Here is a 13550-nt window from a genome sequence, read left to right as displayed (position 1 = left end):
CATCTGCCTAGATCAGGTTGCGCATCGCCTGCGCCGTCTCGCGCAACACCGGCAGCACGCGCGCCACGGCGTCTTCGGAGCTTTCGTGCCCCATCGGCATCGTGATGTTGAGCGCACCGACCAGCATGCCGTGCCGGTCGCGCAGGGGCACGGCGATCCCGCGCGAGTTGAGGTCGAGCTGCTGCTCCGAGATCGCCCAGCCCTGGGCCCGGATGCGCGCGAGCTCCAGCTTCATGCGCTCCATGCTGGCGATGGTGTGTGACGTGAACACGGTGAGCCGGTGGGTCGCCAGCCATTCGTCGAGCTCGGCGTCGCTGCGCAGCGCCAGCATCAGCATGCCCGAGGCCGTGACCTGCGCCGGCACGCGCGCGCCGAGCACGTAGCCGGTGCTCATGCTGCGGTTGGGCCCGTTGCGCGCGATGTAGACGACCTCGTCGCCGTCCATCACGCTGAGGTACGCGATCTCGTGGGTGCCGGCCGCGACCCGCTGGAGAAACGGCTGCACCACGCGCGGCAGCCGCGCCGATTCGAGGTACGACTGGCCGAGCCGCAGCACGCGCGGCGTGAGCCAGAACAGCTTGCCGTCGCTCGCCACGTAGCCCATGTGCTGCAGCGTCAGCAGGTAGCGCCGGGCCGCGGTGCGCGTCATGCCGGTGCGTTCGCCGGCCTGGCTGGCGGTCAGGCGCGGATGCGCGTCGTCGAAGGCCTCGATGATGCTCACGCCGCGCTCGAGCCCGGCGATCCAGTCGCGCTTGTCGAGGCCGGCGGGAGGCGCCGCGTCGTCGTGCTTGTGGCCGATGCTGTTGCTGCTGCTCATCGCGGGAGTTTGCCTTGCGCACGACCGATGCAACCTACCTTCCGATCTAGTGAAAACCCTTGATTTGATCGATCATCGATCATTTGAATTCGACAATCGTACGATTCGGCCCGCTCCAACCTGCAAGGACAACTCGATCGGGCTATAAACCCTTCGATCCGCTCTTCGCAGGGCGATTGACGAACGAAAGCTTGCCCATGAGCCAATCCATCAACGGTGCGACCCAGGCCTACCTGATCCCGGGCGACCCGGTGCGCAACGTGCGGCTGCCGCGCATGTTCAATGCGGCCTTCGAGCGCTTCGGCATCGACGCGGTGATGCTGCCCGTGCAGGTGCCGCTTCGCGACTTCGCGGTGTTCTTCAAGTCGGCGTTCCTGGCGCGCAACGTGCTGGGCATGGTGCTTGCGCCGCCGCACAAGCCGCTGGCGGTCGACCTGCTCGACGGCTGCGGGCTGTTCGGCCGGGTGGCGGGCTCGGTGAACGTGGTGCGCCGCATCGAGAACAACGAACTCGAGGGCGACCTGTTCGACGGCGAGGGTCTGCTCGGCGCGCTCGATCACTTCAACATCCCGTTTCGCGGCAAGCGCGTTTTGATCCTCGGCGCGGGCGTGAGCGCGGCGGCCATCGGCGTCGCGCTGGCCGAGGGAGGCACGGTCGACGGGGCCGAGCACATCGCCTTTCACGACACCTCGGCCGGCAAGGCCGCCGGCGTGGCGGCCAAGCTCGATGCCTTCTTCGATGCGCGCGTGACGGTGGTCGACAGCAATGCGCCCGAGGGCTACGACCTTGTCATCAACGCCACGCCGCTCGGGCTGGTGGAAGGCGATGCGCTGCCGGTCGACGTGTCGCGCATGGCGCCGCATGCGGCGCTGTTCGACATCCTGCTGCGCAACCAGCCCACGCCGCTGGTGCAGGCGGCCCGCGCGCGCGGGCTCAATGCGCAGGCCGGCTTCGAGATGCTGATCCAGCAGATGCCGCATTACTTTCGCTACTTCGGGCACCTCGATGCGGCCGAGGCGATGCAGGCCGACGCCAGCTTCCTGCGCGAAATCATCTATCCGCCCGCGATGCACGGCGAGATCGCCAACCCCCTGCGCTATCACTCGGCCAGCGTCGCCTGACGTCCGCGCAACGCTCCAACAAACACGACACCGAATGATTTCCGGCAAGACCACGCTCATCGCCCACCTGGGCTATCCCACCGAGGCCTTCAAGGCGCCGATGATCTACAACCCCTGGTTCGAGCGGCAGGGCATCGACGCGGTGGTGGTGCCAATGGGCGTCAAGCCCGAGGACTACGCTGCCACGCTGGCGCAGGTCTTCAAGTTCAGCAATCTCCGCGGCGCGCTGGTCACCATGCCGCACAAGGTCACGACCATGGGGCTGGTCGACGAGGCCACGCCCACGGCGCGCGTGGCCGGCGCCTGCAACGCGATCCTCAAGCGGCCCGACGGCAGCCTGCTCGGCGACCAGTTCGACGGCGCGGGTTTCGTGCGCGGCGTCGAGCGCAAGGGCCGGCGCTTCAAGGGCACGCGCGTGCTGGTGTCGGGCGCGGGCGGCGTGGGTTCGGCCATTGCGGCCTCGATCGCCGCGGCCGGCGCGGCCGAACTGATGCTGTTCGACATGAACGATGCCGCGGCCCAGGCGCTGGCCGCCCGGCTGCACGCGCACTACCCGCAGATGAAGGTGGCGACCGGCTCGAAGGACCCGGCGGGCTTCGACGTGATCGTCAATGCCACGCCGCTCGGGATGAACGAGGGCGACCCGTTGCCCTTCGATGTCGAGCGCATCGCGCCCGGCACCTTCGTCGGCGAGGTTGTCATGAAGACCGAATACACGCCGCTGCTGCAGGCCGCCCAGGCCAAGGGCTGCGCGGTGCAGGTCGGCACCGACATGCTGTTCGAGATGATCCCGGCCTACCTCGAGTTCTTCGGCTTCGGCACTGCGTCGCCCGACGACCTGCGCGCCGTGGCCCAATTGAAATACTGAGCGATCGACATGAGTATCTTCGAAGGTTTTCTTTCCACATCCGAAACGCTCGGTGCGTTCAGCGACCGCGCCTTCGTCGACGCGATGCTGCGCTTCGAGGCCGCGCTCGCGCGCGCCCAGGCTGCCGAAGGGCTGATTCCCGAGAGCGCGGCGCACTCCATCGTGGGCAGTTGCAAGGTCGAGCTGTTCGACGTGGCCAAGATCGTGCGCGAGAGCGGCCGGGCGGGCAGCGTGGCGATCCCGCTGGTGAAGGCGCTGCGCGAGGCGGTGGGCCTGTTCAATGCAGAGGCCGCGCCGTTCGTGCATTTCGGCAGCACCAGCCAGGATGTGATCGACAGCGCGATGGCGCTGGTCACGCGCGAATCCGTGGCGCTGGTCGAGGCCGACCTGGCCAAGGCGGCTGACGCGCTGCTCGGCCTGGCCGTGGTGCATGCCGAGACGCCGATGCTCGCGCGCACGCTGATGCAGCCGGCCTCGGTCACGAGCTTCGGCTTCAAGTGCGCGGGCTGGGCGGCGCCGCTGGTGCGCAGCCGCATCCGCCTGCGCGCGGCCGCGAAGCACGCGCTGCAGGTGCAGCTCGGCGGTGCGGTCGGCACGCTGGCGCAGATGAAGGGGCAGGGTGCCGCGGTGCGCGCGCGCATGGCCAAGGAACTCGGCCTCGGCGACCCCGGCGCGACCTGGCACACGCAGCGCGACGAATGGGTGGCGCTGGGCTGCGAGCTCGGCCTCGTCACCGGCAGCCTCGGCAAGATCGCGGTCGACATCGCGCTGCTCGGCCAGTACGAGGTCGGCGAAGTCACCGAGCCGAGCGAGCCCGGCCGCGGCGGCTCGTCGGCCATGCCGCACAAGCGCAATCCCGTGGCATCGATGGTGGCCATCGCCGCCGCGCACCGGGCGCCGCAGCGCGTGGCCGCCTTGCTCGGCGCCATGCCGCAGCAGCACGAGCGCGCGCTCGGCGCCTGGCAGGCCGAACTGGCCGAATGGCCGCAGCTGCTGATGTCGGCGCATGGCAGCGTGCGCGCCATGGCCGGCGCGCTGCCGGGCCTGCAGGTCGATGCCGCGCGCATGCGCGCCAACATCGACCGCCTGCGCGCCGAGCTGCCGCGCAACGCCGCCGACGAATGGTTCGATCCCGCGCTTGCAGTCCAAGCCGGGCAAGTCGCAATGGCCGAGGCCAAGGCGCTCCGGGCCAAACTCTCAGACAAGGAACTCTCCGCATGACCGCACCCGAAACACCGAGCACCGGCCACGACGACTACGAAGCCGGCCTCGTCAACCGCCGCCGCGTGCTGGGCGATGCCTGGGTCGACCGATCGCTCGCCAACCGCAACGAATTCAACGCCGAGTTCCAGGCGCTCATCACGCGCCATGCATGGAACGACATCTGGGGCCGGCCCGCGCTGGGCGACAAGACGCGCCGCTTCATGGTGCTGTCGATGATGCTCGGCATCCATGCCTACGAAGAGTTCGCGATGCATGTGCGCGCCGCGCTCGACGGACCCGAAGAATCGCGCCTCACGCCCGACGACATCAAGGAAGTCATCATGATGGCTGCCATCTACTGCGGCGTGCCGGTGGCCAACCATGCATTCGGCATCGCGACCGGCATCCTGCGCGAGAAGGGCCTGCTGCCGCCAGCGGCGGCGAAGTGAACGATCGGGCCGCGCCCTCCACAGCATTCATCGAGAAGGAAACACCATGACCCGTCTGAACGTGCGCCGAGAAGGCAGCGGCCCCTTCGTCGTGCTGAGCCACGCGCTCGGCTGCGACCTGCACATGTGGGACGGCGTGGCCGAGCAGCTCGCGCGCGGCCATACCGTGATCCGCTACGACCACCGCAACCACGGCGGCTCCGAGGTGGTGCCGGGCGCGCTCGGCATCGAGACCCTGGCGCAGGATGCCGCCGAGCTCATCCAGCGCGAGACCGGCGGCGAGCCCGTGCATTTCGTCGGCCTCTCGATGGGCGGCATGGCCGCGCAGGCGCTCGCAGTGCGGCACCCCGAACTGCTGCGCAGTGTGGTGATCGCCAACTCGTCGGCCTACTATGCAGACCAGAGCCCGTGGCGCGCGCGCGTCGAAACCGTGGCCGCCAAGGGCGTCGCGGCGATCGCGCAGGGCGCGGTGTCGCGCTGGCTCACGCCGGGCTATGTCATCACGGCCGAAGGCAAGGCCGCGTCGCAGGCGCTCCACGACGTACTGGTGCGCACCGACGCGCAGGGCTACATCGAGAGCTGCAATGCCGTGGCCGCGATCGACTTCCGCGAGAGCAACCGCCGCATCGCCGTGCCCACGCTGGTGATCGCGGGCGTGCAGGACGAGGCCACGCCGCTCGCGATGTCGGAGGCCATGGTGGCGGCGATCCCGGGTGCGCGGCTCGCGACCATCGACGCGGCGCACCTGAGTGCGGTCGAGCGCCCGGTCGAGTTCAGCCAGTTGCTGATCGATTACTGGCGCAGCCTCTGATCTACCGGGTTGCTGGCGGGGCGTGGCTCCTAGGTGTAACCCCTATTTCGCGCGAAGAATGAACGTTCGCGTTCGATGATCGAACATTTCTGGTGCGCCAAGCATTGTGGGCGGCGGCTGGGGTTCCTACAGTCAGGCCCATGCACCGCGCCATCGCCACCGTGTCCCTCAGCGGCACCCTTCGCCAGAAGCTCGAAGCCGTTGCGGCCGCCGGCTTCGACGGCATCGAGCTGTTCGAGAGCGACTTCGTCAATTTCAGGGGCTCGGCCGCCGAATTGCGCCGCATCGCCGCGGACCTCGGCCTGTCGATCGACCTGTACCAGCCGTTCCGCGACTTCGAGGCCATGCCCGAGGCCCAGTTTCGGCGCAACCTCGAACGCGCGGAGCGCAAGTTCGACCTGATGCAGGCGATGGGCGCGCCGCTGATGCTGTGCTGCTCCAACACCTCGCCGCTCGCCGTCGACGATCCTGCGCTGGCCGCGGCCCAGTTGCATGAACTGGCCGAACGCGCCGCCCGCCGCGGGCTGCGGGTGGGCTTCGAGGCGCTGGCCTGGGGCCGTTTCACCTCGCGCTATGGCCAGGCCTGGAACATCGTGCGGCAAGCCGGCCATCCGAACCTGGGCCTGATCCTCGACAGCTTCCATACGCTGTCGCTCAAGGACGATTTCAACGGCATCGCCGACATCCCGGGCGACCGGATCTTCTTTCTGCAGATGGCCGATGCGCCGCTGCTGTCGATGGACGTGCTGCAGTGGGCGCGCCACCACCGCGCGTTTCCGGGGCAGGGCGAGCTCGACGTGATCGGCTTCTTCGAACAGGTGCTGCGCGCCGGCTATGCCGGGCCGCTGTCGCTCGAGATCTTCAACGACCTGTTCCGCGAGACGCCGAACCGCCGCACCGCGGTGGACGCGATGCGCTCGCTGCTCTACCTCGAGAGCGAAGCGCGGCGGCGGCTCGCCGCGGACGCGCCTGCCACGGCCGCCGCGCCGGCGGTTGCGCCCGCCGTGGTGCTCTTCAGCCCGCCGCCGGCGCCCGCGCTGTCGGGCTTCTCGTTCATCGAGTTCGCGACCGACGAGAACGGCGCGCCCGCGCTCGGCGCGATGCTCGAGCAGCTCGGCTTTCGCCGCATCGGCCGCCACCGTTCGAAGGCCGTGGCGCTGTACCGCCAGGGCGAGATCAACCTGCTGGTCAATGGCGAGCCGGCGTCGTTTGCGCGCAGCCGCTTCGAGGCGCACGGCACCTCGGTGTGCGCGCTCGGCATCCGCTGTGCCGATCCGCAAGCGGCGGTCGAGCGTGCCACCGCCATGTGCTCGCAGCGCCACGACAGCCCCGTGGGCCCGGGCGAACTGCGCGTGCCGGCGATCGTTGCGCCAGGCGGCAACCTGCTGCACTTCGTGGCCGAATCGCTCGGCGCCAACGGGCTCTACGAGGCCGATTTCGTCCTCGATGCCAATGCCGACGTGCACGGTGCCGGCCTGCTTCGGATCGACCATGCGGCGCTTGGCCTGGCGCTCGACCAGCTCGACACCTGGGTGCTGTTCACGCGCGCCGTGCTGGGCCTGGCGCCTGGCGAGAGCCTCGAACTCGCCGACCCGTTTGGGCTCATCCGCAGCCGTGGCGTGGCCAATGCCGAGCGCAGCGTTCGGCTGGTGCTCAACGTGTCGCTGAGCCAGCGCACCCGCACCGCGCGCACGCTGAGCGTGACCGGCGGCGGTGCGGTGCACCACATCGCGCTGGCCTGCACCGACATCTTCGAGAGCGTGGCGCGGCTGCGCGAGATCGGCACGCGCTTCGTGCCGATCTCGGACAACTACTACGACGACCTGGCGACGCGCGTCGAGCTGGACCCCGCGCTGCTCGCGCGCATGCGTGCCGCCGGCGTGATGTTCGACCGCTCGCCGGCCGGCGACTACCTGCACATCTACACCGAAGGCCTCGAAGGCGGGCTCTTCTTCGAGCTTGCACAGCGCACCGCGGGCTACGACGCCTATGGCGCGCTCAATGCGCCCGCGCGCATGGCCTCGCAGGCGCAGGACTGACAGCAACTTTTCCCATTGTTCAACCGGAGACAAACAGCATGGCAAATCCGATGGCCCATGAACCCAAAGGCCGGCACCAGTCGAAGAAGGCCGCCGCCAGCGGCTGGATTGGCTCGGCGCTGGAGTACTACGACTTCTTCATCTACGCCACCGCGGCGGCGCTGATCTTTCCGCAGATCTTCTTCCCCAAGGGCGACCCCAAGACCGCGATCATCGCGTCGCTCGCGACCTATGGCGTCGGCTACATCGCCCGGCCCATCGGCGCCTTCGTGCTCGGCCACTGGGGCGACACCCACGGGCGCAAGCAGGTGCTGGTGCTATGCATGTTCCTGATGGGTTTCTCGACCGTCGCCGTGGGCCTGCTGCCGACCTACGACCAGGTTGGCCTGCTCGCACCGGCACTGCTGGTGCTCATGCGCCTCATCCAGGGCTTTGCCGTGGCCGGCGAGATCTCGGGCGCCAGCTCGATGATCCTGGAGCATGCGCCGTTCGGCCGGCGCGGCTTCTTCGCGAGCTTCACGCTGCAGGGCGTGCAGGCTGGCCAGATCATGGCCGCCGCCGTGTTCCTGCCGCTCGCGCACTACATGCCCGAGGAAGCCTTCAACTCGTGGGGCTGGCGGATTCCGTTCCTGCTGAGCTTCCTGGTCATCGTCGCGGGCTACATCATCCGCCGCGAGGTCGACGAGACACCGGCCTTCGCCGAGGTCGACAAGAAGGGCGAAGTGCCCAAGGCGCCGATCGTGCAGGCCATCACCGACAGCTGGCGCGACATGCTGCGCGTGATCTGCATGGCGCTGATGAACGTGATTCCGGTGGTGGCGACCGTGTTCGGCGGCGCCTACGCGGTGCAGGCCGCCTACGGCATCGGCTTCGAGAAGGACGTGTACCTGTGGATTCCGGTGCTCGGCAACATCGTCGCCGTGGTGGTCATTCCGTTCGTGGGCAACCTGTCCGACCGCATCGGCCGCAAGCCGCCGATCATCTTCGGCGCGCTCGCCTCGGGCCTGCTCTCGTTCGCATACCTGTACGCCATCAGCATCAGGAACGTGCCGCTCGCCGTGTGCATGTCGCTGCTGATGTGGGGCGTGGTCTACCAGGGCTACAACGCCACCTTCCCGAGCTTCTATCCGGAGCTGTTCCGTACGCGCAGCCGCGTGTCGGCGATGGCGATCTCGCAGAACCTGGGCACCACCTTCACCGCCTTGCTGCCGGCGCTGTTCGCGACCGTGGCGCCGCCCGGCGCGGCCAACATCTGGCTCACCGTGGGCGCCATCACCTTCGCGATCACCGTGCTCGCCGCGCTGGCCGCGATGAGCGCACGCGAGACCTACCGCGTGCAGATGAACGACCTCGGCAAGCCCGATGCGGTGCCGGTCGACAAGGCCGAGTACGACCGGCTGCGCGAGCAGACGCTGGCCGATTCGCGCCTGGCGCGGGCCGTGGCCTGAAGTCCCTGTCTGCACCAAGGACGCCGGCGTGGGGAAGAATGCCGGCATGACTTCTTCCTCCCCCTCCCATCTCAAGATCGACTTCGTCTCCGACGTGGCCTGCCCCTGGTGCGCGGTGGGCCTCGGCGCGCTCGAGGCCGCGCTCGGCCGCGTGGCTCCGGACGTCACGGCCGAGCTGCACTTTCAGCCCTTCGAGCTCAACCCGCAGATGCCGCCCGAGGGGCAGGACACCTTCGAGCACCTGAACGAGAAATACGGCGCCACGCGCGAGCAGCAGGCCCAGACGCGCGAGGCCATCCGTGCGCGCGGCGCTGAGGTGGGCTTCGCGTTCCACCCTGAGGGCCGCCCCCGCGTCTACAACACCTTCGACGCGCACCGCCTGCTGCATTGGGCGGGGCTCGAGGACGCGGCCCGGCAGCTCGCGCTCAAGAAACGGCTGCTGAAGGCCTTCTTCACCGACCGCGAGAACACGTCGGACCACGAGGTGCTGGTGCGCGCAGCCGGAGACGCGGGGCTCGACCCGGCGCGGGCGCGCGAGATCCTGTCCGGCGACGAATTCGCGCGCGAGACCCGCGATCGCGAGCGCATGTACACCGATGCGGGCATCCACTCGGTGCCCGCGATCATCATCAACGACCACCACCTGATCTCGGGCGGGCAGCCGGTCGAGGTGTTCGAGCGGGCGCTGCGGCAGATTGCGGGCGCGGCGCCGAATGCGGTGGCTGCGGCGTGACGGGATCTCAGGCTTCGATGCGCCAGGCCGCCGGCCAGTCGTCGAAGCTCTCGAGCGGAACCCCGCCGCGCAACAGCGTGTACATCGGCTCCTCGGGAAAATCGTTCATCCGGACGACGAGCTTCTGTCCGTCCGCGTCGGTCGCCTCGTAGGGAAATTCCGCATCGCCGGTCTTCGACCACGACATCGGCGTTTCAAGATGGGGTGAACTCATTTCGTGATTCCGAACTTGCTGTTGTATTCCGCGCTGGTCCTGGACGCGCCATCGATGATCGATTGGTAGATGTCGTCGCCTTGCAGGCCACGCGCCTGGTACTTCTGTACTTCCTGCTGAAAGGTCGGCCCGTCCGGTGAGCCGTACTTCTGCAGGTCTCGCTGGCGCAGCCCCTCGACTTCGACCGGGTCCTGCATGTAGGAGCGGGCAGTCATCCGCGCGTCGTGCCGTTCGTTGAAGGCCAGTTCGGCGCGTTCCTGGGGACTCTTGCCTTCCGCCTTCCATTGTTCATCGAGCGCCTTCATCCTTTCGGGCGAGGTGTGCTTGTTGTACCACTCGCGGATCGACTTGTTGTCGGTGGCCTTCATGCCGGGCGGCAAGGGCCGCACGACCACGGTACCGTCGCGGCCCACCTCGACACGCGGGGATGGGCGAGTGTGTCCCTGTTCCGTTGGCCTGCTCACCGGCTCGAGCGGTGCGCCGCGCGCCGTCTCGCCCGGGCGCGCGATGGGCTGGGTCGGGCGCCGCCCTCCGAACCCGGTACGGATCGTCGCGGCGTCGAGCAGCCCGGCACCGAATTGATTGGCCGCGGCCACCTGCTGTTCGGTGCCTCCGAGCACGCGCGTCGCGGCGCCGGGGCCGCCGAACACCGGTCCGAGGAAGCTGATGGCCATCGTGTTGCCGAAACGCAGGTTGCGTTCGTCCAGCCAGGCCTGCTCGGCATTCGAGAGGCTGCCCGAGACGCGAGGCCCGGGGTTGTAGACGTCGTCGAGAAAGTCGAGATCGCGCCGCAGCTTCAACGATTGCTCGGGCGGCAGCGGCGACTGGCCGGTCAGATGGTCGCTGAGCTGCTGGCGCTTGTCGTCGATCACCGATTGCGGGATCTCGTCGGGCCACCGCTCGCATTCTTCCTTGAACTGCCGGGCGTACATCAGCGCATCGGTGGGTTCCACCCCGGCGGGGCGGTCGAGGCCCGACGTCCAGCGCACATAGAACGGCTGGCTGTCGAATTCGGCCTGGGCCCGCTCGTAGCGCTCGCTGCAGATGCCGGGGCGGCGGCGCAGCATCGGGCCGCTCGGCACCTGGACGGTCAGCAGTCGGCCGATGGTCCCGTTGCCGTTGAACGGCGTTGTCTGCACCGCCTGGGCCAGCGTGTCCCGGCTGTCGGGCGCGGCGCTCACTGGTGCACCCTTGGCGCTGCGCGCCTTCCCGCCAAGCGGGAGCGAGCTTGCTTGGGGCGGCCCGGCGCGGCGCTCATCAGGCCGCTCCGTTCATCTCGCAAAGATCGCCGTGGCGCGCGACGGCGCGGCTTTCGACAAACACGGTCTGGGACCCGGAGACGACCTTGACGTTGCCCGACCCGAGGGACACGCCCGAGCGCACGCCGCTGCCGGCATTGCCTGCCACGCCCCGGATCACGCTCTCGATCATCAACACCTTCTCGCCGCGCGCGAACACGGTTCCCGCGTACGCCGCCTTCTCGGGCGGCAGGATGGAGACGATGTCGAACGGAACGACCCGATCGCCGACCACGCAGAAGTCGGGCGTCACGTTGACCACCATGAAGCGGGTCTCGGCATCCGCGATGTGCCGCTCCGAGCTCATGCGTACGTCCTTCTGTCGTGAACCGGATTGACGTGGCCGCTGTCCGCGTTGTCGATCGCCTCGAGATGCAGGTCGACGGCGTCGATCTCGCGGGCCTGGTCGAGGCTGAGGCGCCAGGTCAGGTGGACCAGCATGTCGTCTAGGTCGACGTGCACGGTATCGAGCGTCATGGCTTCGCTGCCTTGCGACCCGTCGCCGCTGCGCCAGCGTGCACCGATACGCCAGGCGGGCAATGCCGTCTCGATCGCATCGGCCGACGCGAAGAAGCCGGCCAGGCGCAGCCGCTCATCGCCTGCGAGCCCCCCGGCAATTCGCTGGTCAGCCGGTGCGTACTGGAAGAAGCGCGGATCGAAGTCGTCGGCGTAGTCCATGAACGGCGCTTGCGCATTGCGCTGCAGCCATGCTTCGTCGTAGGTGCCGGCAAGCTGTACCCGCGGCGCCCAGTGGCGCGCGACCGGACCGAACCCCGCGGGAGCGAGGCCCTCCTGGTTGGCATGCATGACTGGCGCCTCGGCGGCCTCGATCCGCGGTGCGGGCGAACGCGCGTCGCGGCCGGCCGTGCCGAAGCAGCCGAGGCCCGAGGGATTGGCGGCGTTCATGCGTGGCGGCGAACCCGGCGCATCGCCTTCATCGTGCCAGCATCCCCCGAAAGCGAGTTCCCAGCGCAGCGGCACTTCGAGCGTGGGCTCGGGATCGGTGGGCGTGCACTGCGTCGGATCGTCATGCCAGTGCCACCCGCGAGGCCCGGTCAGGCGCAGCGATTTCTGCAGCAACCGGATGTCGCCTCGCAAGACCTCGAGGGTCGCGCGCCATTCGCGCTGCGGTGTCCAGTTGCGCGCCCTGGCGCTGCCCGTGATGAATACATCGGCTTCGGGCTTCACCAGCACGAGATCGGTCGCGGCGCGCAGGCTCGAAAGGGCAGGGTGGGCTACGTCCCACGCCACGTCGGCAAAGACCGGGCCGCGATGAACCGGCGAAGCTTGCAGTCGCCCGGGGGCCAGCACGAAGCTCGCGCAGACGATCACCACGTCGCTGAAGCGCCTGCCGGGCCCCATCTTGTCGTACTGGAGGTGTCCGAAGGGCGTGAGATTGCGCACCTGCTGCAATCGCGGCGACGGAACGGTTGGCGCAGTCACTGGCGCATCGCCTTTGCGCCGACGGGATCGATGCCGCCGTCCGTAGCGGCAGCGCGGCCCAACACGTCCGAGGCCGCAGCGGCGGACGCCACGCCCAACACCTGCGCCGCGAGTCCGGCGCCACCGTCGGCGGCGCCGGCGACCTGCTTGGCGATCGAGGCCAGCTGCGAGGCCTGGCCCAGCAGCGAGCCGGGATTCCCACCCATCAACGCACCCAGGCTCGCCATCGGACTGCCGGGCGGCTCGGGCGCCGGCGCGCGCGGCACCGCCGTGGGCTGCAACGCCGCCTGGCCGCCCGTCGGATTGAGCCAGATGTGCTCTCCGTTCAGCGTCACGTCGTCGCCCTGCGCGGTGATGTTGATCTTCTTGCCCGTCACCGCGATCGACCCGTCCGCCTTCAACTGAACCACCGATGCGCCCACGCGAAGCGAAATCGAGGTTCCGTCCATCTGGATATGGCTGCCCTTGTCGCCGCCGACCGATAGCGTGTATTGCTCGCCGACCTTCGTTGTCTTCGTCTTGCCGACCAGGGTGTTGTCGGTCATGCCGACCACGGCATTGCGCAGCATGCCCACGTTGAACGAATAGGCGAGGCCGATGTTCACCATCTTGGCGAGGCCCACGTTGTGCATGTAGGCCATGCCGATCGTCGAGATCTGATTGCGGTCGACCTTCTTGCTGCGGTCGTTCCCCACCCAGTGGGTCTCGTCGCGCTCGACCTCGATGTCCTGGTTGCGCTCGGCATGCAGCCACACCTGCTCCTGGCCCTTCCTGTCCTCGAAGCGCAGCGCGTTGGCGTTCTCGCCGCTGCCGCCTTCGGAACTGCGCGTGAGCATGCCGCTCTGCGTGGCGTTGTCCGGCAGCTTCCAGGGCGGCATGTTGTCGGCGTTGTAGACCCGCCCCGTCACGATCGGCCGGTCGGGGTCGCCGTTCTCGAAGTCGACGATCACCTCCTGGCCGATGCGCGGCACCTGGATGCCGCCGAACTGGGTGCCGGCCCATGGCGAGGACACGCGCACCCAGCACGAACTGTTCTCGTCCTTCGTGCAGTAGCGGTTCCAGTGGAAGCTCAGCTTCACGCGGCCGTACTCGTCGGTCCAGATCTC

The 13550-nt window shown here is 68.6% G+C and carries 14 protein-coding genes; 8 read left to right on the top strand and 6 right to left on the bottom strand.

All coding sequences use genetic code 11. The features are described 5' to 3' along the window. Positions 1-7: 7 nt before the first annotated feature. Positions 8-817 carry an IclR family transcriptional regulator domain-containing protein gene (locus AC3A6J_RS00070; protein ID WP_487857851.1) on the bottom strand — a complete coding sequence of 270 codons (810 nt, stop codon included), beginning with the start codon at positions 815-817 and terminating at the stop codon, positions 8-10. Between the two features lie 197 nt (positions 818-1014). On the opposite strand from AC3A6J_RS00070, the gene AC3A6J_RS00065 reads away from it, so the two are divergent. The 8 genes from AC3A6J_RS00065 to AC3A6J_RS00030 all read left to right on the top strand — a co-directional run bounded on the left by AC3A6J_RS00065 (position 1015) and on the right by AC3A6J_RS00030 (position 9489). Next, positions 1015-1938 carry a shikimate dehydrogenase family protein gene (locus tag AC3A6J_RS00065; protein WP_487857850.1) on the top strand — a complete coding sequence of 308 codons (924 nt, stop codon included), beginning with the start codon at positions 1015-1017 and terminating at the stop codon, positions 1936-1938. Positions 1939-1972: 34 nt separating this feature from the next. Continuing rightward, positions 1973-2806: a shikimate dehydrogenase family protein gene (locus tag AC3A6J_RS00060; RefSeq protein WP_487857849.1), complete on the top strand. Its 834-nt coding sequence runs from the start codon at positions 1973-1975 to the stop codon at positions 2804-2806. A gap of 9 nt (positions 2807-2815) precedes the next feature. Next, entirely contained in the window at positions 2816-4027 is a 1212-nt protein-coding gene (gene pcaB, locus AC3A6J_RS00055; RefSeq protein ID WP_487857848.1) for a 3-carboxy-cis,cis-muconate cycloisomerase, read from the top strand. Then, positions 4024-4458, top strand: a complete 435-nt coding sequence (locus AC3A6J_RS00050; protein WP_487857847.1) for a carboxymuconolactone decarboxylase family protein — start codon at positions 4024-4026, stop codon at positions 4456-4458. The genes pcaB and AC3A6J_RS00050 overlap by 4 nt, the downstream gene beginning before the upstream one ends. Before the next feature lie 46 nt (positions 4459-4504). Next, the gene (locus AC3A6J_RS00045; protein WP_487857846.1) at positions 4505-5269 is read left to right on the top strand and encodes an alpha/beta fold hydrolase; all 765 of its coding nucleotides are present in this window, start codon (positions 4505-4507) and stop codon (positions 5267-5269) included. Between the two features lie 140 nt (positions 5270-5409). Further along, the gene (locus AC3A6J_RS00040; RefSeq protein ID WP_487857845.1) at positions 5410-7308 is read left to right on the top strand and encodes a bifunctional sugar phosphate isomerase/epimerase/4-hydroxyphenylpyruvate dioxygenase family protein; all 1899 of its coding nucleotides are present in this window, start codon (positions 5410-5412) and stop codon (positions 7306-7308) included. Between the two features lie 38 nt (positions 7309-7346). Further along, positions 7347-8756: an MFS transporter gene (locus AC3A6J_RS00035; RefSeq protein WP_487857844.1), complete on the top strand. Its 1410-nt coding sequence runs from the start codon at positions 7347-7349 to the stop codon at positions 8754-8756. A 46-nt stretch (positions 8757-8802) separates the two neighbouring features. Continuing rightward, the gene (locus tag AC3A6J_RS00030; protein WP_487857843.1) at positions 8803-9489 is read left to right on the top strand and encodes a DsbA family oxidoreductase; all 687 of its coding nucleotides are present in this window, start codon (positions 8803-8805) and stop codon (positions 9487-9489) included. Between the two features lie 7 nt (positions 9490-9496). Here the strand turns inward: AC3A6J_RS00030 and AC3A6J_RS00025 are convergent, their stop codons facing one another. The 5 genes from AC3A6J_RS00025 to AC3A6J_RS00005 form a co-directional block, all read right to left on the bottom strand. After that, positions 9497-9703, bottom strand: a complete 207-nt coding sequence (locus tag AC3A6J_RS00025; RefSeq protein WP_487857842.1) for a hypothetical protein — start codon at positions 9701-9703, stop codon at positions 9497-9499. Next, positions 9700-10884 carry a hypothetical protein gene (locus AC3A6J_RS00020; protein ID WP_487857841.1) on the bottom strand — a complete coding sequence of 395 codons (1185 nt, stop codon included), beginning with the start codon at positions 10882-10884 and terminating at the stop codon, positions 9700-9702. Before AC3A6J_RS00020 ends, AC3A6J_RS00025 begins: the two co-directional genes overlap by 4 nt. A gap of 76 nt (positions 10885-10960) precedes the next feature. Continuing rightward, positions 10961-11308 (bottom strand): PAAR-like domain-containing protein, encoded by a 348-nt coding sequence (locus tag AC3A6J_RS00015; RefSeq protein WP_487857840.1) that lies wholly within the window; start codon positions 11306-11308, stop codon positions 10961-10963. Continuing rightward, a complete protein-coding gene (locus AC3A6J_RS00010) occupies positions 11305-12444 on the bottom strand; it encodes a DUF2169 family type VI secretion system accessory protein (RefSeq protein WP_487857839.1) in 1140 nt (379 codons plus the stop codon). Before AC3A6J_RS00010 ends, AC3A6J_RS00015 begins: the two co-directional genes overlap by 4 nt. Then, the coding region (locus AC3A6J_RS00005) for a type VI secretion system Vgr family protein (RefSeq protein WP_487857838.1) at positions 12441-13550 on the bottom strand (1110 nt) is incomplete at its 5' end. The genes AC3A6J_RS00005 and AC3A6J_RS00010, both read right to left, overlap by 4 nt.

Source organism: Variovorax sp. Soil_C_39 (assembly GCF_057656815.1).
Note: the sequence above shows the minus strand (reverse complement) of the source record. Positions and strands in the feature narration are given on the sequence as shown.

What these genes read in the sequence shown, in the direction of transcription:
- AC3A6J_RS00070 (WP_487857851.1), bottom strand. Translation starts at nt 817, where the DNA reads ATGAGCAGCAGCAACAGCATCGGCCACAAGCACGACGACGCGGCGCCT.
- AC3A6J_RS00065 (WP_487857850.1), top strand. Translation starts at nt 1,015, where the DNA reads ATGAGCCAATCCATCAACGGTGCGACCCAGGCCTACCTGATCCCGGGC.
- AC3A6J_RS00060 (WP_487857849.1), top strand. Translation starts at nt 1,973, where the DNA reads ATGATTTCCGGCAAGACCACGCTCATCGCCCACCTGGGCTATCCCACC.
- pcaB (WP_487857848.1), top strand. Translation starts at nt 2,816, where the DNA reads ATGAGTATCTTCGAAGGTTTTCTTTCCACATCCGAAACGCTCGGTGCG.
- AC3A6J_RS00050 (WP_487857847.1), top strand. Translation starts at nt 4,024, where the DNA reads ATGACCGCACCCGAAACACCGAGCACCGGCCACGACGACTACGAAGCC.
- AC3A6J_RS00045 (WP_487857846.1), top strand. Translation starts at nt 4,505, where the DNA reads ATGACCCGTCTGAACGTGCGCCGAGAAGGCAGCGGCCCCTTCGTCGTG.
- AC3A6J_RS00040 (WP_487857845.1), top strand. Translation starts at nt 5,410, where the DNA reads ATGCACCGCGCCATCGCCACCGTGTCCCTCAGCGGCACCCTTCGCCAG.
- AC3A6J_RS00035 (WP_487857844.1), top strand. Translation starts at nt 7,347, where the DNA reads ATGGCAAATCCGATGGCCCATGAACCCAAAGGCCGGCACCAGTCGAAG.
- AC3A6J_RS00030 (WP_487857843.1), top strand. Translation starts at nt 8,803, where the DNA reads ATGACTTCTTCCTCCCCCTCCCATCTCAAGATCGACTTCGTCTCCGAC.
- AC3A6J_RS00025 (WP_487857842.1), bottom strand. Translation starts at nt 9,703, where the DNA reads ATGAGTTCACCCCATCTTGAAACGCCGATGTCGTGGTCGAAGACCGGC.
- AC3A6J_RS00015 (WP_487857840.1), bottom strand. Translation starts at nt 11,308, where the DNA reads ATGAGCTCGGAGCGGCACATCGCGGATGCCGAGACCCGCTTCATGGTG.